At 73.1% G+C, this 17,400-nt stretch carries 14 protein-coding genes, 1 pseudogene and 1 riboswitch; of the genes and pseudogenes, 5 read left to right on the top strand and 10 right to left on the bottom strand.

The window, feature by feature from the left end; genetic code table 11:
• Positions 1-152: 152 nt before the first annotated feature.
• Positions 153-371, top strand: a pseudogene (locus IEZ20_RS40580) (hypothetical protein); the annotation flags it as partial.
• Here the strand turns inward: IEZ20_RS40580 and IEZ20_RS09170 are convergent.
• Together IEZ20_RS09170 and IEZ20_RS09175 are read right to left on the bottom strand one after the other, a co-directional pair.
• On the bottom strand, positions 352-1,692 hold the full coding sequence (locus tag IEZ20_RS09170; RefSeq protein ID WP_229895988.1) for a M64 family metallopeptidase: 1,341 nt from the start codon (positions 1,690-1,692) through the stop codon (positions 352-354). The pseudogene IEZ20_RS40580 and the gene IEZ20_RS09170 overlap by 20 nt on opposite strands.
• 83 nt (positions 1,693-1,775) lie before the next feature.
• Entirely contained in the window at positions 1,776-2,759 is a 984-nt protein-coding gene (locus tag IEZ20_RS09175; protein WP_189296334.1) for a L,D-transpeptidase, read from the bottom strand.
• A gap of 175 nt (positions 2,760-2,934) precedes the next feature.
• On the opposite strand from IEZ20_RS09175, the gene IEZ20_RS09180 reads away from it, so the two are divergent.
• Both IEZ20_RS09180 and IEZ20_RS09185 read left to right on the top strand, forming a co-directional pair.
• Positions 2,935-3,453 carry a SigE family RNA polymerase sigma factor gene (locus tag IEZ20_RS09180; RefSeq protein WP_189296336.1) on the top strand — a complete coding sequence of 173 codons (519 nt, stop codon included), beginning with the start codon at positions 2,935-2,937 and terminating at the stop codon, positions 3,451-3,453.
• A complete protein-coding gene (locus tag IEZ20_RS09185) occupies positions 3,443-4,120 on the top strand; it encodes a L,D-transpeptidase (protein WP_189296338.1) in 678 nt (225 codons plus the stop codon). Before IEZ20_RS09180 ends, IEZ20_RS09185 begins: the two co-directional genes overlap by 11 nt.
• A gap of 27 nt (positions 4,121-4,147) precedes the next feature.
• Here the strand turns inward: IEZ20_RS09185 and IEZ20_RS09190 are convergent, their stop codons facing one another.
• From IEZ20_RS09190 to IEZ20_RS09215, 6 genes are all read right to left on the bottom strand, one after another.
• Positions 4,148-4,795 carry a hypothetical protein gene (locus tag IEZ20_RS09190; protein ID WP_189296340.1) on the bottom strand — a complete coding sequence of 216 codons (648 nt, stop codon included), beginning with the start codon at positions 4,793-4,795 and terminating at the stop codon, positions 4,148-4,150.
• Complete coding sequence (locus tag IEZ20_RS09195; protein ID WP_189296342.1) at positions 4,792-5,112, bottom strand: hypothetical protein; 321 nt, start codon at positions 5,110-5,112, stop codon at positions 4,792-4,794. The genes IEZ20_RS09190 and IEZ20_RS09195 overlap by 4 nt, the downstream gene beginning before the upstream one ends.
• A 1-nt stretch (position 5,113) precedes the next feature.
• Positions 5,114-10,294: a wHTH domain-containing protein gene (locus IEZ20_RS09200; RefSeq protein WP_189296344.1), complete on the bottom strand. Its 5,181-nt coding sequence runs from the start codon at positions 10,292-10,294 to the stop codon at positions 5,114-5,116.
• 153 nt (positions 10,295-10,447) lie between these two features.
• On the bottom strand, positions 10,448-11,395 hold the full coding sequence (locus tag IEZ20_RS09205; protein WP_189296346.1) for an MIP/aquaporin family protein: 948 nt from the start codon (positions 11,393-11,395) through the stop codon (positions 10,448-10,450).
• Between the two features lie 179 nt (positions 11,396-11,574).
• Positions 11,575-12,240, bottom strand: a complete 666-nt coding sequence (locus IEZ20_RS09210; RefSeq protein WP_189296348.1) for an SDR family NAD(P)-dependent oxidoreductase — start codon at positions 12,238-12,240, stop codon at positions 11,575-11,577.
• 54 nt (positions 12,241-12,294) lie between these two features.
• Positions 12,295-12,981 (bottom strand): DUF6445 family protein, encoded by a 687-nt coding sequence (locus IEZ20_RS09215; protein ID WP_189296351.1) that lies wholly within the window; start codon positions 12,979-12,981, stop codon positions 12,295-12,297.
• 224 nt (positions 12,982-13,205) lie between these two features.
• Between IEZ20_RS09215 and IEZ20_RS09220 the strand changes: the two genes are divergently transcribed.
• Entirely contained in the window at positions 13,206-13,949 is a 744-nt protein-coding gene (locus IEZ20_RS09220; protein WP_189296984.1) for a DUF4142 domain-containing protein, read from the top strand.
• Here the strand turns inward: IEZ20_RS09220 and IEZ20_RS09225 are convergent.
• Both IEZ20_RS09225 and IEZ20_RS09230 read right to left on the bottom strand, forming a co-directional pair.
• Positions 13,946-15,604: a glycoside hydrolase family 13 protein gene (locus IEZ20_RS09225; RefSeq protein ID WP_189296353.1), complete on the bottom strand. Its 1,659-nt coding sequence runs from the start codon at positions 15,602-15,604 to the stop codon at positions 13,946-13,948. The two genes, IEZ20_RS09220 and IEZ20_RS09225, sit on opposite strands and share 4 nt — an antisense overlap.
• 80 nt (positions 15,605-15,684) lie before the next feature.
• Positions 15,685-16,035 (bottom strand): ArsR/SmtB family transcription factor, encoded by a 351-nt coding sequence (locus tag IEZ20_RS09230; protein ID WP_189296355.1) that lies wholly within the window; start codon positions 16,033-16,035, stop codon positions 15,685-15,687.
• 80 nt (positions 16,036-16,115) lie between these two features.
• A riboswitch (cobalamin riboswitch) is annotated at positions 16,116-16,299 on the top strand.
• 26 nt (positions 16,300-16,325) lie between these two features.
• Here IEZ20_RS09230 and nicT point away from each other — a divergent pair.
• Positions 16,326-17,396, top strand: coding sequence for a Nickel transporter NicT (nicT, locus tag IEZ20_RS09235; protein ID WP_189296358.1), 1,071 nt, complete (start codon positions 16,326-16,328; stop codon positions 17,394-17,396).
• Positions 17,397-17,400: the final 4 nt, after the last annotated feature.

Consider the following 17,400-nt stretch of genomic DNA (forward strand, 5'->3'; position numbering starts at 1 on the left):
CGGCCGATGGAGTCCAGGGCGGCGGCCACGGTGCCGTGCAGGGACCGCGCGTCGGCTCCGGCGCGGGAGCGCAGGTTCACGCCGTACGCGAGCAGGGCCAGCAGGTCGGCGGCGGCGGCCGGGTCGGCGCCCGGGGCCAGCTGCCCGCGCGCCTCGGCCGTGACAGGCGCCGCGGCCACCCGCGCACCCTGCCGCTGCCGCTGCCGCTGCCGCTGCCGGCCACCTATGTCATCGACCGGGCGGGCACCGTCCGCTGGGCCTTCGTGGACACCGACTACACCGCCCGCGCCGAGCCCGCCGACGTCCTCGCGGCCCTCGACGCGCTGAACCGAGCGGCCGGGCCGGGCGGGTTCACCGTACGGTCCAGGTGAGGGAGTCGGCCGCACGGGCGCGCAGTGCCGGGTCCCGCAGGGCGGCCGTACGGTCGGTCACGGCCGCGGTGACCCGGTGCCCGTGACCGCGGACACCCAGCGCGCGCGGGGTCACCGAGCGCAGGCCGGCCGCCCATGGGACGGGCCTGCCGTCGACGGACCAGGTGAGGCGGAGGTCGGCGAGGCCGGTCAGCGGGGCGAGGCGCACCGTGAGGGGCCGGGTGGCGCGCACCGGCTCGGCGGTCGGGACGGCGGAGGTCAGCGCGTCCGCGTCGGCGTAGAAGCCGGCGATCATCGCCTCGCGTCCCACGACGTTGAACTCGGTCGAGGCCAGGGTGCGCATGAGGGACGTGTCGGTCGGGCGGTGGACGCCGGTCTCGTAGTAGCCGCCGCCCTCGTACGTCCCGACGACCGAGCCGGTCGGGTCCTGGACCCCGGCCCAGCGGGCCCACTTCGCCTCGGCCGGGTCGCGGTGGAGGGTGAGGTTGGCCGCGGCGGGCTCCTCGGTCCAGGGGTAGGCGCCGTAGCCCGGGTACTGGTACTCGTCGGCCAACCCGCCGATGGAGTGGCCCAGTTCATGGGCTCCTATGAGGTACGACCGGTCGTTGCCGGAGGACATCGTCGCCACGCCGTGGAAGGGGGAGCCCGGCGGCAGGTCGGGGGCGGAGTAGCCGGCGCCGCCGTACTTGGCGGAGTGGGCCACGACGAAGACGATGTCGGCGTCCGGGGCCAGGGCGGCGTACCGCGTGACCGCGCCGGTGTCGACGCACAGCAGCCGTTCGACGCCGTCGCAGAAGAAGGAGGAGCCGAGCGCGGTCCTCCGCACCACGTCGGCCGTCGGGTCGCCGGAGACCCCGGACTCGGGGGAGACCGCGTCGACCAGCCAGATGTCGAAGAGGCCGCGGTAGCTCCGGTACGGCTCGATACGGAAGATCGCGTCGAGTTTCTCCTCGGCGTCCGCCGCGAACTCGTCCTGCTCGTCGGCGGTGTAGCCGTCACCCATCACCACCAGGTCGAGCCGTCCGGAGACCGGACCGGTCCGCTGGAGCGGCCGCACCGCCGGTCCGGACGGGCCGGGGCCCGGCACCCGGCCGGCGGCCCCGGCGGCCGGCGCGTCCGCCGGGACGGTCACCTGGCGCGGCACCGCCCCGGGGCCCGGGAAGTACTCGACGCGCTGGATCCGATCCGGCGGGACGGCCCCCTCGGCCCGCCCCGGAACGGCCCCGCCGGCCCACGCCGCCACGACGGCGAGGGCGACGGCGGCGGTACGGGCCCGACGGCGGTGCGGTCCTGCGCGGTACGGCACGGCGACCTCGCTCAAGTGACGGGTTAAACACACTTAACAGCGCACTTAAGTTAGGAGAGGGTGCCTCAACTGACAAGACCGCACGTCGAGTTGACGGGCTAGTTCTTCGAGGCGCTGTGGGCCAGCCACTGGGACCAGGTGAGGTTCCAGTCGCCGTAGCCGTTGCCGGCCTCCACCGTCTCCAGGGAGCCGGTGACACGGATGACGTCGCCGGGGACGACCCGCCGGTAGAAGCGTTCGGCGGTGCCGTCGGTGGCGAGGCCGACGCAGCCGTGGGTGACGTTGGACCGGCCGGCGTAGGTGTCGGCGTTGGGGTTCTGGTGGACGTAGGTGCCGGAGGCGGTGACGTGCACCGCCCAGGCGTAGTAGCCGTGGTAGGCGTCGCCGAGGCCGACGGTCCGCGAGTCCATGTAGACCTTCGGCTGCTTGTCCATCACCACCATCGTCCCGTTCCAGGTGTCCAGGCCGGGCCGGCCCGCGGTGACCGGGATACGGGTCACGGGCTTGCCGTCCTCGGTGACGGTCATGGTGTGGCGGCGCACGTCGACGGTCGCGGTCAGCGAGCGGCCCACGGCGAAGTGCCGTACGGCGTGCGTGCCGACGCGCAGGGTGACGCGGGTACCGGGCTTCCAGTAGGCGGGCGGACGGTAGTCGACGCGCTGCCCGTCGAGCAGGTTGCGGTCCTTCACCCAGCTCCAGGCACCGGAGACGGCGGGCTCGGTGCCGACGGCGAGCCAGTGCTCCACCGCCGCCCGCTGGGCGGGCGGGACCGGGTGCGGGAAGGTCACGGATATCGGCATGCCGACGCCGACGGTGGCGCCCTCGCCGACGTTGACCCTGGCTCCGGCGAGGGCGGCCGGCTCGGGGACGGCGGGCGCGGTCCGGGCGGGCGCGGCGGACCGGTGCGGGGTGGCCGGGCGGGTCGGCTCGGTCGCGGCCGACGAGGTGGTGGCCGCGCAGCCGGTCGCGGTGAGGACGAGCGCGCAGGCCGCGGTGAGGGCGCCGAGGACGGTACGCCGACGGCTTCGGCCGGTGGAGCGGGGCGCGGAGCGGTACGTGTGGTGCGCGGAGTGCGCGGACATGGAAGTTCCCCCCTGATGTGTGCGGACGTCGTCTGTACGCACGGCGAGGGGCCCGGGTTGCATCCGGATCGGGAGGAATTTTCCGGCCGCTGACGCGGAGACGCCGGCGCCGGTCCGCCGCGCCGGGACCGACCCGTAGGATCGCTTCTCCGCGAGGGGGACACGGGGGGGACCGATGACGGAGGAGGAGTTCGACGCCTTCTACACGGCTGTCTTCCCCCGCCTGGTCGGGCAGTTGTACGCCTTCACCGGCGACCACGCCGAAGCGCAGGACGTGGTGCAGGAGGCCTTCGTACGGGCCTGGGACCGGCGTGCCTCCTTCGACGCGGCCGAGGCGCCGGAGGCATGGATCCGCACGGTCGCCACCCGGCTCGCGGTCAGCCGCTTCCGGCGGGCCCGCCGGTGGCTGGAACTCGTCCGCGGGAACACGCCGCCGCAGCAGACCCCCGGGCCCGGACCCGAACACGTCGCGCTGGTCGCCGCCCTGCGCGAACTGCCCCCGGCGCAGCGGCTGGCCGTCGTCCTCCACCACGTGTGCGACCTGAGCGTGAACCAGATCGCCGCGGAGACCGGCTCCCCCGTGGGAACGGTCAAAGCCCGGCTGGCCCGGGGCCGGGCCGCGCTCGCCCGCCATCTGTCGCCCGAGGAGGCTGAGACCATGACCGGGACGAAGGAGGCCACCCATGCCTCATGACCCGTCGGACCCGGCCGCGCCCCAGGACGTCACCGGCCGGCTCACGGACGCGCTGCGCGAGGTCGCCGCACAGGGCCGGCGCCCCGCACCCGGCTCCGGTGCCGCCGTACGCCGGCGGGCCGTGCAGCGCCGCCGCACCCGCCGCGCCGGACTGGTGTCGGCGGGGCTCGTCGTCGCGGGCACCGCCGTCCTCGCCGCCACGGCCCTGCTGGACCCCGCCGACCGGCCGGCGCCCCCGCCCGCCGCGACCGCCTCCACCACCGCTCCGGCGCCGCCGTCCCCCGACGGCGACTCCCCCGTCCGCGACATCCGCATCGACCTGACCACCCTCGAACTCCGGGCGGGCGGACGGACGTTCCCGATCTCCGCACCCGGCATGAAGGAACCGTTCCGCGGCGACGCCGTCGCCCGGGTCACCGAGCGCCTGCGGCACGCGCGGTTCAGCTCCTCGCCGACCGGCGAGACGGCACGGCACGACTGGGTGCTGGCCTTCCTCGGTCCCGAGCAGGAGCCGCACTACCTCTACGGCACCGGGAACACGGCCGACGTGCCCGGGCGCCGCGCGTCCACGCTGAGCCTGATCGGCCTGCGCACCGCCGACGCCCGCTGGCTGTACGCGCACACGGTCGTCGGCGCCAAGGTCACGATCACCGGCGCCGCAACATGAGGCGCGGAGACGGCACGTGATGCCGCATCAGCACGTGTCGGCGGGGGCCAGGCTCACCGCGTCCCGCTGCCAGGTGAAGTGCCGGACGGTCTCCTTGCCCTTGCCCTTGCCGTCGGCCGCGGGCTTGACCTTGACCGTGACGCCGCTGCCGTCGGCCGCGAGGAGTTCCCCGCACAGCGTCTCCGTCCTGGTCTGCACCCGGACCGTCTGCGCCGGGTCGTCCGGCGCCGGGGCCACCCAGGTGATCAGGATGCCGGCCGCGGTGGCCACCACCCCGAGCACGGTCGCCCAGCGGGTGACGCGGATCCGGTCCGTGATCCGCTTCCGCTCCCGCTCCTCCCAGTCCAGCAGCTTCGCCGCGTGCGGGTACTCCAGCACGTCACCGGGCCGGCCGTGGGCGGCCGACGCGGCGGCGAAGGCGGCGACGAGCAGCAGGACCAGCCCGGACGCCACCAGCACGACGACGGCGAGCCGGTAGCCGCCGGGGAGTTCGGCGACGTTCTCCCGCCCCTTGAGCACCAGCACCGCGGCCAGCAGCCCGGAGGCGACGGTGAGGAAGTTCCGCCAGCCCTCCGCCTGCGCCCGCCCGATCTCCAGCTGGGCCTCGATCATCGCGTCCAGCCGCTGCTGGGCGGCCTCCAGTTCCTCGGGCAGATAGCCCCCGGACGACGTCACGAACCGGTGCCCGTCTGCCGGACCGCAGTCCACTTGGCGCCGCAGCCGCCGGTCTCCCGGGTGTCCCCGGGGTGGGACCGGCGGCACCGGCACTGCATGAACACCTCGCTCGGCACCTCGGCGTCGTCCGGGGAGGCACCGCCCCCGCCCTTGGTCACCGCACCGGGCGTGATGCGCCTCGGGACCGGATGGCGGGTCTCGCCGGAGCAGGCCGGGCAGAGGCCGGTGATGACCAGCCGGCCGCCGGAGAAGTCCCAGACGAACCCGGTCTGGTCCGGCAGGTGCGCGGATTCGTAGTCCTTGGGGTCGTGCGGCACCTCAGATCCTCTCGTGCGGCGGGAGTCGGAAGCCGAACAGGGGCGCGTAGTCGGCGAGGCGGACGCGGACGTCGTCCTCCGCGAGATCCGTCTCCTCGGCGGCCAGCCGGAGCTGGTCCGCCGTGACGTCCCCGGACAGGGCCGGTTCCCGCCCGGTGAGCCGGGCGGTGAGCAGGACGACGTCCCGCCAGTCCGGGACGCGGTCGCAGTCGGGCTCGGCGAACGGGACGTCCAGCCCGATCCGGGTGAACGGCTCCAGCCGGCGGTACGTCGCCCGCAGCCCCTCGCCGAGCCGCCCGGCCGCCACCACCAGGGCGAGCGGCGTCAGCGTCCAGGAGTCCTCCAGGCAGGGCTGGAAGAGCGCGTACTCGGCGGCCTCGTCGCGCTCCAGGGGTTCCTCCGGCCGTACGAAGCCCGGCGGCACCGGCACCGTCGGGGCGCCCAGGGAGCGGTAGGCGTTCAGGTCGGCGGCGGCGGTGGCGAGGTCGGTGCCGGTGCTGTTCGCGTAGAGGACCAGGTCGCGCAGCGAGACGAAGTCCTCCCACGACCCCGGAGTCGCGCACAGGACCTGCCGCACGGCATGGCTCGGTTCCAGGTCGGCGACGTCAGCGGGGACCTCGGGCACGTCGAAGTCGTAGACGGCTGTCTGCCTCCGCAGCCTCTCGGCGGCCCCACCGAGGCTGCTGTGGAGATCCACCGCCATGTACAGCACGGCGGAAGGCTCCAGCCGGCCGTACATTTCCACGTTCGCCGACACGTTGAACACCGAGTTCCGGAGTCCGTTCGCCCTCAGGCCGCGGCTCCACAGGCCGCGGGCCGAGCGGGGCACGGACAGCAGGGTCCGGACCGCGTCGACCGCCCGTGCCTCGACCACTCCGGCGTCCACCAGCGTCGTCACCGCGGCGAGGTGCTGGTCTCCCGAGGAGTCGTCCCGCAGGTTCTCGATCAACGACAGGACGGTCCAGGCGAACACCGGCCGCTGCCCGGGTACGTCCCCGTCACCGGTCAGGTTCTCGCCGGGCTCCTGCGGTGGCAGCCGTTCGCACCAGGCGGGCGGCAGGAACGAAGCGAACGGGCCCGGGTCCGCGACCTCGACGCTCAGCGTGCCCGCCCAGCCCGCCAGCCACCCCGCCGTGGCACCGACGGTCTCCCGGCGCTGGGCGGCCAGCCGGACCAGGTGCCGCAGCCCGATCGGCTCCGGGGTGAGGAAAGGCGGCTGCGCGTCCAGGTCACGGCTGAGCGCGGTGAGCTGCGGCTCGTCCAGGAGGGCGGTGAGAGCCGGCCCGACGAGCCGATAGCCGAGCGGCTCGAAGCGGCGTACGACCGCCTCGATCTCGGCCGGCGGGATCCCCGTCTGCACGGCCCGGTAGGCGACGTCCACCGGCCGTACCTCCCCGCCGAACGACCAGGCGGTATGGGCCGAGGGCATGTAGCGGTCGCGGGGCAGCACGTCGTTCAGCAGGACACGGCGTTCCCGCGCGTCCACGCGGTGGGCGGCGAGCCCCTTCAGGTCCGGCGCCGCGGGGATCGACGGATCGAGGGCGGACAACTGACCGAGGAGTTCCGCCAGGGCACCCAGGGACACCTTTCTGCGACTCGACACCCGTACCATCGCCTGGCGCACCGAGTGGTCCACGACGTCGCGCTGGTACGGAGCGCCCGGGCCTATGGTGTCCAGGATGTCCTGGTACAGCGCGGTCGCCAGGCGCCTCGGCACGAAATCGGCCAGGGCACGGATGTCCGCCACTTCCGGGACCGGCACCCCGGTGAGGGCGTACCGGCGCATCTGGCGGACCACATCCCGCAGCGGTCGTCCGGTATCCGCGGCGGCGCGCAGCGGTTCGCTGATGGATCCGTCCGGCATGTGGCGGAACAGCACCGCGTCCAGCGGCTCCGGCCGGGGGAAGCCCTGGTGCGTGGCGACCACCTCCTGGTGGGGCTTGACGCCCAGGGCGCTGATGCGCCAGGCCCCGAAGAAACCGGGGTCGAGGAGGACCCCCCGCGCGTCGTCCTTGAGGACCTGATCGTCGACCGGCAGGCACCCCACGGTGCGCAACGTGACGCCCCGCGGCTCGTAAGCCCAGTCCCCGCCGCGCAGGTCGTCGGGCACCCACACCGGCACATCGTGCTCCATCAGGTGGCCGATGGCCTCCTCGACGAGTCGTGGCCAGGCGTCGGCGAGGTTCCACAGCCAATCCAGCGGGAAGGGCTGCCACGCCGAGCCGACCAGTGCCGGGACGGCCGCCTTGAGGTCCTCCTCGACGCGCTGCTCGTCGTAGTCGAGGAAGCGGTTGCGGTCGACGCTCAGGTCGGGCCGGTGTCTGCCCCGCAGGTTCACCACGTACCCCTCCGGGCGCTCGGCCTCCGAGACCAGCAGCCCGTCCGCCAGCAGCATGCCCTTGCCCTGCACCCACCACACGCCCTCGCCGGCCGGGATGCGGACGCCCGGCACCGAGGAGTCGCCGTACAGCTCGCCCGGCTGCCACTCCGCCGGGTCGAGGCCGTTCTCCCGGGCGATCACCTTCACGGGGCTGTACCACAGGAACTCGCGCAACGCCTGGATCAGGGACGGGGGTTGCCCGTCCCTCTCGGAGTCGTCGTGCAGGTACAGCCGTACCCGGGTGCCGCCGAGGGGCAGTGCCCGCTGCTCCCGGTTGAGGTGCATCAGCCCGGAACCGGCGGTGACGGTGGCCCGGTGACCGTCGAGGGTACGGTGGCCGGACAGGTCGACCGCCCGGGTGGTCACCTCGACCTCCTCGGCCAGCATGAAGTAGCTGAAGACACCGATGCCGAAGCGGCTGTTGAGCTGGGTGGTGATGCCTCGGCGGCGCCACCGGCGCATCTCGCGCATGCGGGCCGAGGACTGCTCGGAGCGGCGGCCGGCCTGGGCGAAGAGGTCCCTCAGCTCCTCCGCCGTCATCCCGACGCCGTCGTCCTCGCACTCGATGTAGGTGCGGCCCGCCTCGGTGGCCTGGGTGAACCTGATGGTGCAGTCGGCGAGCTGCTCCTGCTCGGTCTGCCCGGGGGCCTGCCGTACGTTGTCCGCGTACCGGCGGCGGGCCTGGCGCACCCGGCAGGCGTCGAGGGCGTTCTGGTACAGCTCGCGCACCGCCAGCATCCGGTCCCCGTACAGCTGGGTGCCCATGATGAGCGGCTTCACCTCGTCCTCGGCCAGCCGGAACCGGGGCGGCGGCTTGTCGAAGCCGTGGTTGCGGGGCAGGAGGCCCTCGGTCTTGACCATCTGGGGCAGGCCGAAGAGGAGGTCACCGGAGCGCAGGGTGCCGAGGCCGCGCCGGGTCGCCTCCGACTCCGCCGCGATTCGGGCGGCGAGCCGCTCCAACGCCGTGAACAGAGCGGCGCTGGTGCACTTGAACACCAGCCGCCAGTAGCTGCCCGGGGTGTGGCCGGGCGGGCCCGCCGGCTCGGTCCCGTCGGGGGCGGGGGTGTGGGTGGCGGGGCGGAAGCCGGCGTTCGCGGAGATCTCGGCGATGATGCCCTTCGGCCGGACCTGGGTGGGCTCGCGCGGGCCCAGGTGGTCGACGAGCACGCCGTCGAGCATGCGCGGGTCGAGGGCGAGCAGCCCGGCGAGGTGCAGCAGGGTGGCCAGCTCGCGGGGGCGCCAGCTCCACCGGTCGGGTTCCTCGCACAGGTAGACGCACAGCCCGGATTCGGTGTCCCAGGAGGTGCCGTCGGGCGCGACGGAGTCGGCGGGAGTGCCGGTGCCCAGCTGGGAGACGACCTTGACCACGGCGTGGCGCAGCTCGGCCCGCTCGTCCGGGCCCAGGGTGAGGCCGGCGGCGCTCTCCGCAGCCCGCACCAGCAGGTCGACCGCGGCGCGCAGGCTGTCCAGCTCGGCGTCCGTGCGCCCCTGCTCCCACAGCAGGTCCCAGTCGGCGAGGAAGCGGTGCCGCAGCCAGTACTCGGCGGCGGCGGCGTCCTCCTTCTCCCCGCGGCGCAGCAGCGTCCGGCGGGTCGCCTCGATCTGCCGGTGCGCGCGTCGTACGTCCCCCATGTCGCGCTCCAGATGGGCGATGAAGTCGTCGACGCCCGGGGGAGTGCCGTCGGAGCCGTGGTCGTCGAGGGTGCGCAGCGCGGCCAGACCGCAGGAGAGGGCGGCCTCGCGCAGGAACGGCGCGCCGAGCAGCACCACGGTCTCGATGAGGCTCAGCCGTGCGCCGGAGGCGTCCACGAGCTGGTCGAGCCGCTCGATCAGGCGCTGCGGGACCTGCTCGTCGTCCCACGGGTCCGCCTCGGGATCGCGCTGCCTGCGGATGGCGACGGTCTTCTTCACGACCTCGGCGAGGTGATCCTGGGCCGTGGTGCGCTGGGCGGGCGTGCCGTCGGTCCGTTCCCACAGGTTCGACCGCAGAACGGCGTCCGTCCAGGGGCCGCCGGACGGATCGGCGTTGCACAGCGGTACGTCGGCGCGGGGACCTCCCGTGGCATCACCGCCCAGCCAGCGGTGGACGGCCCTGGGCGGCCTGCTGTACCGGTAGCTCGCCGCGATCTCCTCCGCGCGCTGCTCCACGCGCTCGATCACCTGACGGAACGTGCGGGCCGAGGACGTCGGCAGCAGGGTCTCGCTCAACGCCCTGGCCAGGACACTGCCGTCGTCGGCGTGGCCCAGGGCCTCCTCGCCGGGGGCGCAGGCGCTGAGCACGACGACGTTGTCCCAGGCGCGGCTGACCCTGATCGCCTCGAAGGTGGCCGGCGGGGTGTCCCCGCTGCTGCGGCAGGCGTCGAGGCAGAGCATCACCGTGGCGTCGGAGCGCAGGGGCGCGAGCAGCTCGTCGGGCACGATCTCGACGAGGTCCTTCGGGCGCAGGGTGCGCTGTTCGCCGGCCCCCCACCGAGCGCGGACGTCACTGGGCAGGAGGTAGTCGGTGTCGCCGAAGCGGACGCCGTGGCCGGAGAAGTAGACGAGGCCCACGTCACCGTCCTCGCACCCGCTCAGGAACCGGTCCAGCTCGTTGTAGACGACGCCCAGACGGGTCTCCTCCTCGTCGTCCAGCACGGTCACGTGCTCCGGTAGGTAGCCGGTCTTCAGCAGGGCGGTGCGCAGCGTCGCGACATCGTTCCTGGCGAAGGGGAGGCTCGGGAAGTCCTCCCGCAGCTTCGGCTCGTCCAGCTGCGGATACGCGGACACCCCGATCAGCAGAGCCCGCCGGCGACCGCCACTCATCGTGCTCGTACCCCCCTCGCCCCGGGGCACGGTGACGCCCCGTCATGGCATGGAGGGCGATTATCGCAGAAGACCTCCCGGAGGGAGGGGGGCTCGGTGGAGCCCGCCGGATGACGAAAACACCTTTCCGTCCCGGAAGTTCACCCCGGTCACCTACTCCTCGTCGCCGGTGCGCACCGGGGTGGAGCGGCCTGGTTCGGGCAGTTCGGCCAGTTCGGCCCGCACCAGCAGGACGTCGCCGATGAAGAGGTCGTAGACCAGGATGCCGATCGCACCGCCGATCAGCGGGCCGACGATCGGGATCCACCAGTAGGCGCTGTAGGACCCGGGGACGCTTCCGGGGAACGCGAGGCCGTCCCAGCCCGCGGCGTAGGTGAACAGGCGCGGGCCGAAGTCGCGGGCCGGGTTGATGGCGTAGCCCGCGTTGGCGCCGTAGGACATGCCGATGGCGGCGACGACGAAGCCGACGACCAGCGGTCCGAGGTTGGCCTTCACGGCCTGGTTGCGCAGGTCGATGACGGCGGCGATCAGCATGAGCAGGAACGCGGTGCCGACGATCTGGTCGATCAGCGGGCCCCAGATGCCGCCGTGGAAGTACGGGGCCGGGAAGGTCGCGAAGATCGAGAAGGTGGCGTTGGTGTGCCCGTTCACCTTCGGCCCGGGGGCGGCCTGGTCGTAGGCGCTGATCGCGTTGTGGTAGACGAGGTAGACGAGGGCGGCGCCGGTGAGGGCGCCGACGACCTGCGCGAACCAGTACGGCAGGACCTTGGCCCAGGAGAAGCCGCGGCGGATGGCCATCGCCAGGGTCACCGCGGGGTTGAGGTGGGCGCCGCTGACGCCGCCGGCGACGTAGACGCCGAACACGACGGCCAGGGCCCAGCCCCAGGCGATGAGCAGCCAGTCACCGGCCGCGAGGAAGATCGTGGTGGGGGTCGCGGCGCGGCCCGAACCGGGCAGGGCGGCGACGGCCATCGCGACGACACCGCAGCCGAAGGAGATGAGGACGAACGTTCCGAGGAACTCCGCCAGGCACTCGCCCAGCAGTCCGCCCCGGCTTCTGAGGCGGGACGGTTTGACGAGTGCAGGGATGTCCACAGCCATGGAGGCCCCCTTAGAAGAGAGCAATGCGGCCAATATCACCATATTGGCTCACAAAGCCACTCTCCGCAGGGTGACGGCCCCACCACCGCTCGGCCCTGCACGGGCAGCCCCGGATGCGTGGCGAGGCGGACCAGGCACACGACCGCGGCGGCACGCACCGCCGCGCGCCCCCCGGCGGGTCAGTCGGCGAGGTCGTCGGCGTAGTGCCGGAAGCCGTGGCGGTCCCGGTGGAGGGTCCACAGGGTCTCGGCGAGGACGTCCGGGTCCTTGCGGGCGTGCCCCGCCGTGATGGCGCCCGGGATCACCAGCTGGGCGACGTGGATGCCCTCGCCGGCCAGCCGGTCGTGCAGCAGATGGCCGTAGGCGCTCTCCGCGGCGAACGCGATCGAGGTGCCGGCCCGCTCGGGATGGGGGACGGCGGCGCTCCCGCCGTTGACGAAGAGGATGGTGCCGCGCCCGAGCCGGCGCATTCCCGGCAGCACCTGCTGCACGGCGGCCACCGGCCCGTACACGGAGAACTCGATCGGCCCCACCAGGTCCCGGTGCCCGGTGTCCAGCACGGGCCGCATGAAGTCCCGGTGCGGCACCGGGCTGTACTGGAGCACCTCCACGGGCCCGAGGGCCTCGGCCAGCTCCCGCAGCGCCGCCGCCAGTTCCTCGGGCCGGCGCACATCGGCGGTGAAGCCGCGCGCGGTGATCCCCTCGGCCGTTAGCCCGCCGGTGATCGCGTCCAGCCGGCCGCGGTCCCGCGCGACCAGCCCGACGGCGAACCCCTCCCGTCCGAACCGGCGCGCGACGGCGGCCCCGAGCCCCGGCCCGGCTCCCACGACGGCGACACTGCTCATGCCCGTCATCCGTACCGCGCGGGCCTCCCCCTCACACCCGCGGAGCCGTCCGGCTCAGGCCATCCAGAAGAACACCGCCGTCATGCGCTTCTCCGCCAGTGTCCGGCCGGAGTACCCGGTGGCACTGTGCACCAGGTTGGCGTTGTAGAGGAGCAGCCGGTTGTACTTGTGCGGGACCCGCACGTCCTCCTCGAAGGCGTTCGCCGGGACATAGCGGGTGCCGAGGGCCTCGACCAGGTTGGTGTGCGGGGCCTGGACGACGTTGCCGCCGAGCCGGCCGCCGGGCAGGGACTGGCGGTAGAAGCTGGTGCCGCAGTCCTTCGGCACGCCCGGGTTGAGGTAGAGCACGGCCGCGTACCGGCACAGGGCGCGGGAGTCGGTGTGCGGGCGGGGCTCGCTCTCGCCCTCGCCGACCACCTGGACGCAGTTGTGGTTGAGGGTGCCGCCGCCGGGCGCCTGCTGCACCCACAGCTCCTGCGCCCCCGTCGCCTTCTTCACCAGGCGCTCGATCCGGGCGAGTTCCCCCGGCTCCAGACCGGGCATGGCGCGCAGGCCGGGCCAGGTCTCGGAGGTGTACGGGTACCCCTCGACCCAGTCGTCCTTGGCCAGACACCGCTGCCGTACGGCGTCGACGTCCGGCAGGACGTCGTCCAGCACCCAGTAGTCGCGGCCCTGGGTGGGCTTGCGGTAGGGCAGGACGGGCAGCGCGGCGGGGGTGCGGGGCGGCGGCTGTGGGGACATGCGGCGAATCTAGGCGGGTGCCCGGTCTGCCTTCTCCCGGGTGGAGGTCAACCTTCAGCCCGGGAGCGGCCAACCTTTGGCCAACGGGCTAGGGCGATTCTTTACCCGCCGTCGCTGAGACGAACGCACCCGGCGTCCGTACTGCTGTACGTCCGAAACCATGGGCGGATCACCAGGCAGGAGGAACGGTGCGCTTTTCGCGGAACGCGACGGGAACTCTCTTCGTGGGCGGTGCGATGGCTCTGACCCTCGCCGCACTCGCCTACCCGGGCATGCTCGGCCTGGACAAGGTCTCGACCGCCCAGGACCGCGTCATCGCCAACACCCAGTGGGGACCGCTCACCGAGCAGGACCGGGACTTCGTGGTCAAGGTGCGGGCGGCCGGCCTGTGGGAGTACCCGGTGGGGCAGATCGGGCTGCAGAAGGGCAGCTCGAAGGCGGTGATCACGGCCAGCCAACACCTGATCGACGGTCACTCGGCACTGGACACCACCTGCCGCAAGATCGCGCCGATGCTGAACATCACGCTTCCCAACATCGCGAGCCCCCAGCAGGAGGGCTTCGTGAAGACGCTGAAGTCGGAGAGCGGCAAGCAGTTCGACACGGACTTCGCCAACATCCTGCGGATGACACACGGCTCGATCTTCAACACGGTCGCGAAGATCCGGTCCACCACCAAGAACTCCCTGGTGCGGGCCCTCGCCGACCAGGCCAACGACACCGTGCTGGACCACATCACGGTGATGGAGAAGACGGGTCTGGTCGACTTCGACCAGACCCTGTTCCAGCAGACCACTCCGCCGAAGCTGCCCAACTCCGACCTGACCCCGCCGCCCCCGCCGGCGGGCCAGCCGGAGGTGGTGCTCACCCCGCCGCCGACCGCCACCTCCACCCCGGTGGACATCAACGGCATCGCCGGCGGCGGTGGCACCGGCCAGGCGCCGGGCCCCAGCCCCTCGGGCGGCTAGGCCAGCCACACCGTGGTGTCCGGCGGCAGCGCCCTGCCCTCCGGCAGCGGGGCACTGCTGAGCAGGACCTCGCCCGGTGGCAGCGGTACCGGCCGGTCGGCCAGGTTGGTGACGCTCCGCCAGCCCTCGGCGCGGCGGAAGTCCAGCACACCGGCCGGCGCGTCCGGGGTCCAGGTCAGGGTCTCGCCCGCCAGCAGCTTGCGGCGCAGCCGCAGGGCCGTGCGGTACAGCTCCAGCGTGGAGCCCTCGGCGCCGGTCTGCGCCTCGACGGCGTACGCCGCGAAGGACGCGGGCTGCGGCAGCCAGGAGGCCCCGGGCCCGAAGCCGTAACTGGGTCCGGTCGTCGTCCACGGCAGCGGCACCCGGCAGCCGTCGCGGCCCTTGCGGACATGGCCGGTCTGCTCCCAGATGGGGTCCTGGAGCACCTCGGCGGGCAGGTCGGCGACCTCTACCAGGCCGAGTTCCTCGCCCTGGTAGAGGTAGGCCGAGCCGGGCAGCGCCAGCATCAGCAGGGTCGCCGCCCGGGCCCGGCGCAGCCCGGCCGCCGTGTCGACCGCGGGCGCGGCCCCGTCGGCGAGCAGCCAGGCGGCCGGGTCGGTGCCCGGCGGCAGCATCAGCCGGGAGGCGTGGCGCACGACGTCGTGGTTGGACAGCACCCAGGTCGCGGAGGCCCCGGCGGCCCGGGCCGTGGCCAGCGAGCCGGTGATGACGTCCCGCAGCTCCCCGGCGTCCCAGCGGGCCTCCAGGTACTCGAAGTTGAAGGCCTGGCCGAGTTCGTCGGGCCGGGCGTACAGGGCGCGGCGGGCGCCCGGCACCCAGGCCTCGGCGACGGCCATGCGCGGCGGGCTGTACGCGTCGAAGATCTTGCGCCAGTCACGGTAGATCTCGTGGACCTCGTCCCGGTCCCAGTACGGGTGGCTGCCCGGCGCCACCAGCGGCAGCGCCTGCTCGCCGGTCGCGCCGATGCCGCCGACGTCCCGCAGCGGCTCGGTGAGGTCCTTGGCCAGGCCGTGGGCGACGTCGACGCGGAAGCCGTCGACGCCCCGGTCGGACCAGAACCGCAGGGTGGTGCGGAAGTCGGCGCGGACCTCCTCGTTGTCCCAGTTGAGGTCGGGCTGTTCGGGGGCGAAGAGGTGGAGGTACCACTCCCCGTCGGGCACCCGCCGCCAGGCGCTGCCGCCGAACACCGACTGCCAGTCGGTGGGCGGCAGTTCCCCGTGCGCGCCGCGCCCGGGCCGGAAGACGTACCGCTCCCGGGCGGCGGAGCCGGGTCCGGCGCGCAGGGCCTCCTCGAACCAGGGGTGCAGGTGGGAGGTGTGGTTGGGGACGATGTCCACGACGACCTTGAGGCCGAGCCGGTGCGCCTCGGCGACCAGGGCGTCGAAGTCGTCCAGGGTGCCGAGGCGTTCGTCGACCCCGCGCGGGTCGATGACGTCGTAGCCGCCGTCGGCGAGTTCGGAGGGGTAGAAGGGGCTCAGCCACAGGGCGTCCACGCCGAGCGCGGCGAGGTGGTCCAGGCGCTGGGCGACGCCCCGGAGGTCGCCGAGGCCGTCTCCGTCGGCGTCGGCGAAACTGCGCGGGTACACCTGGTAGATGACGGCCTGGCGCCACCAGTCGGGGTTCCTGGGCGAGAGGTCCGGCGAGTGGTCTGCCATACGGGCTCCCATGGGACGGACGACAGTACGGAATCTGTATCTGTCCACCTTGCCCGGAAAGGGAACCTTTTCGCGGGCGGTCAGGCCGTGCAGTGCTCCAACAGGCCCTGTACCGCCGCGTCCACCACCCGGTACCGCACCACGCGCCCCTCCTTCTCCCCCGCCACGACCCCGGCCGCCCGCAGCAGCCGCAGGGCCTGGGAGACGGCCGGGTCGTTCATGCCCGTGGCGACGGCGAGGTCGGACACGGCGAGCGGTCCGGTGCGGTGCAGGGCGAGCAGCAGCGCGAGCCGGTTGGCGTCGGCCAGCAGGGAGAAACGGTCGGCCCAGGTGCGCAGGAGCCCCGCGTCGCCGATGGCGGCGATCGCCTCGCACACCCGGTGACCGTCGATGGTGCGGCGGTCGGCTCGGTCGGCAGGCACGAGATGCATGGCCACATCCTCGCAGGCGCCCTTTTGTGATCTTGCATACCTGCGCAGGTACGCAGCTATGCAGGAAACCGCGTGCCCCTCTACGGTGGGCGGGCCGTGGTGTTCGGGAAGTCGATGCGAGATCGACGCGGCCCTCGCCACTGTGATCGGGGAGTTCCCGTCCCGTCCGGCACCCGCCGGGCCACTGGTCGTACGACCGGGAAGGCAGGGACGGCGGACGTACGACCCGTAAGCCAGGAGACCGGCCACGGCACTCATGAAGTGATCCACGAGGTGCTGGAGCATGAACGATGGCCGATGCCGCAACCTTCCGCTGGCGACGCGAGGACACCGTCAGGACGGCGGGCCTGATGGCGGTGATCGTCGCCCTGCACGTCGTGGCCTTCGGGATCCTGTACCTCCTCGTGGCCCCCCGGCACTACAAGGTCGGCACCGACGTCTTCGGTGTCGGTCTCGGCATCACCGCCTACACCCTGGGCATGCGGCACGCCTTCGACGCCGACCACATCGCGGCGATCGACAACACCACCCGCAAGCTGATGGCCGACGGCAGGCGCCCGGTGTCGGTGGGCTTCTGGTTCGCGCTCGGCCACTCCAGCGTCGTCGTCCTGCTGGCGCTGCTGATCGCGGGCGGCACCTCGCTGGCCGGCAAGGTGACGAACGAGGGCTCCACCACCCACCAGGTGCTCGGTTTCCTCGGGACGACGATCTCCGGCACGTTCCTCTACCTCATCGCCGCCCTGAACCTGGTCGCCCTCATGGGCATCCTGAAGGTCTTCCGGGCGATGCGCGCGGGCGCGTACGACGAGGAGGAGCTGGAGCAGCACCTGGACTCGCGCGGCTTCATGAACCGGATCCTCGGCCGCCTCACCAGGTCCGTCTCCCGCCCCGGCCAGATGTACCCGCTGGGCTTCCTCTTCGGCCTCGGCTTCGACACGGCCACCGAGGTCACCCTGATGGTGATGGCGGGCTCCGGCGCGGCGGCCGGCCTGCCCTGGTACGCGGTCCTGTGCCTGCCCCTGCTCTTCGCCGCCGGGATGAGCCTGTTCGACACCCTCGACGGCACCTTCATGAACTTCGCCTACCAGTGGGCGTTCGCCAACCCCGTCCGCAAGGTCTTCTACAACCTCGCCATCACCGGCCTGTCCATCGCCGTCGCCTTCTTCATCGGCACCATCGAACTGGTCGGCGTCCTGCACGAGAAGTTCGCCCTGCACGACGCCGTGACCGGCTGGATCGCCGGCCTCGACCTCGACAACGTCGGCTACCTCATCGTCGGCCTGTTCGTGGTGGTGTGGGCGGCGGCGCTGACGTACTGGCGGCTGGCCCGGGTGGAGGAGCGCTGGTCGGCCGCCGACTGACCAC

The organism is Streptomyces cinerochromogenes (assembly GCF_014648635.1).
Lineage (GTDB): Bacteria > Actinomycetota > Actinomycetes > Streptomycetales > Streptomycetaceae > Streptomyces > Streptomyces cinerochromogenes.

Excerpts from the sequence above, each read along its gene's own strand:
- IEZ20_RS09185 (WP_189296338.1), top strand. The coding sequence starts at position 3,443 with ATGCCTCATGACCCGTCGGACCCGGCCGCGCCCCAGGACGTCACCGGC.
- IEZ20_RS09175 (WP_189296334.1), bottom strand. The coding sequence starts at position 2,759 with ATGTCCGCGCACTCCGCGCACCACACGTACCGCTCCGCGCCCCGCTCC.
- IEZ20_RS09200 (WP_189296344.1), bottom strand. The coding sequence starts at position 10,294 with ATGAGTGGCGGTCGCCGGCGGGCTCTGCTGATCGGGGTGTCCGCGTAT.
- IEZ20_RS09225 (WP_189296353.1), bottom strand. The coding sequence starts at position 15,604 with ATGGCAGACCACTCGCCGGACCTCTCGCCCAGGAACCCCGACTGGTGG.
- IEZ20_RS09230 (WP_189296355.1), bottom strand. The coding sequence starts at position 16,035 with ATGCATCTCGTGCCTGCCGACCGAGCCGACCGCCGCACCATCGACGGT.
- IEZ20_RS09205 (WP_189296346.1), bottom strand. The coding sequence starts at position 11,395 with ATGGCTGTGGACATCCCTGCACTCGTCAAACCGTCCCGCCTCAGAAGC.
- IEZ20_RS09210 (WP_189296348.1), bottom strand. The coding sequence starts at position 12,240 with ATGAGCAGTGTCGCCGTCGTGGGAGCCGGGCCGGGGCTCGGGGCCGCC.
- IEZ20_RS09180 (WP_189296336.1), top strand. The coding sequence starts at position 2,935 with ATGACGGAGGAGGAGTTCGACGCCTTCTACACGGCTGTCTTCCCCCGC.
- nicT (WP_189296358.1), top strand. The coding sequence starts at position 16,326 with ATGGCCGATGCCGCAACCTTCCGCTGGCGACGCGAGGACACCGTCAGG.
- IEZ20_RS09215 (WP_189296351.1), bottom strand. The coding sequence starts at position 12,981 with ATGTCCCCACAGCCGCCGCCCCGCACCCCCGCCGCGCTGCCCGTCCTG.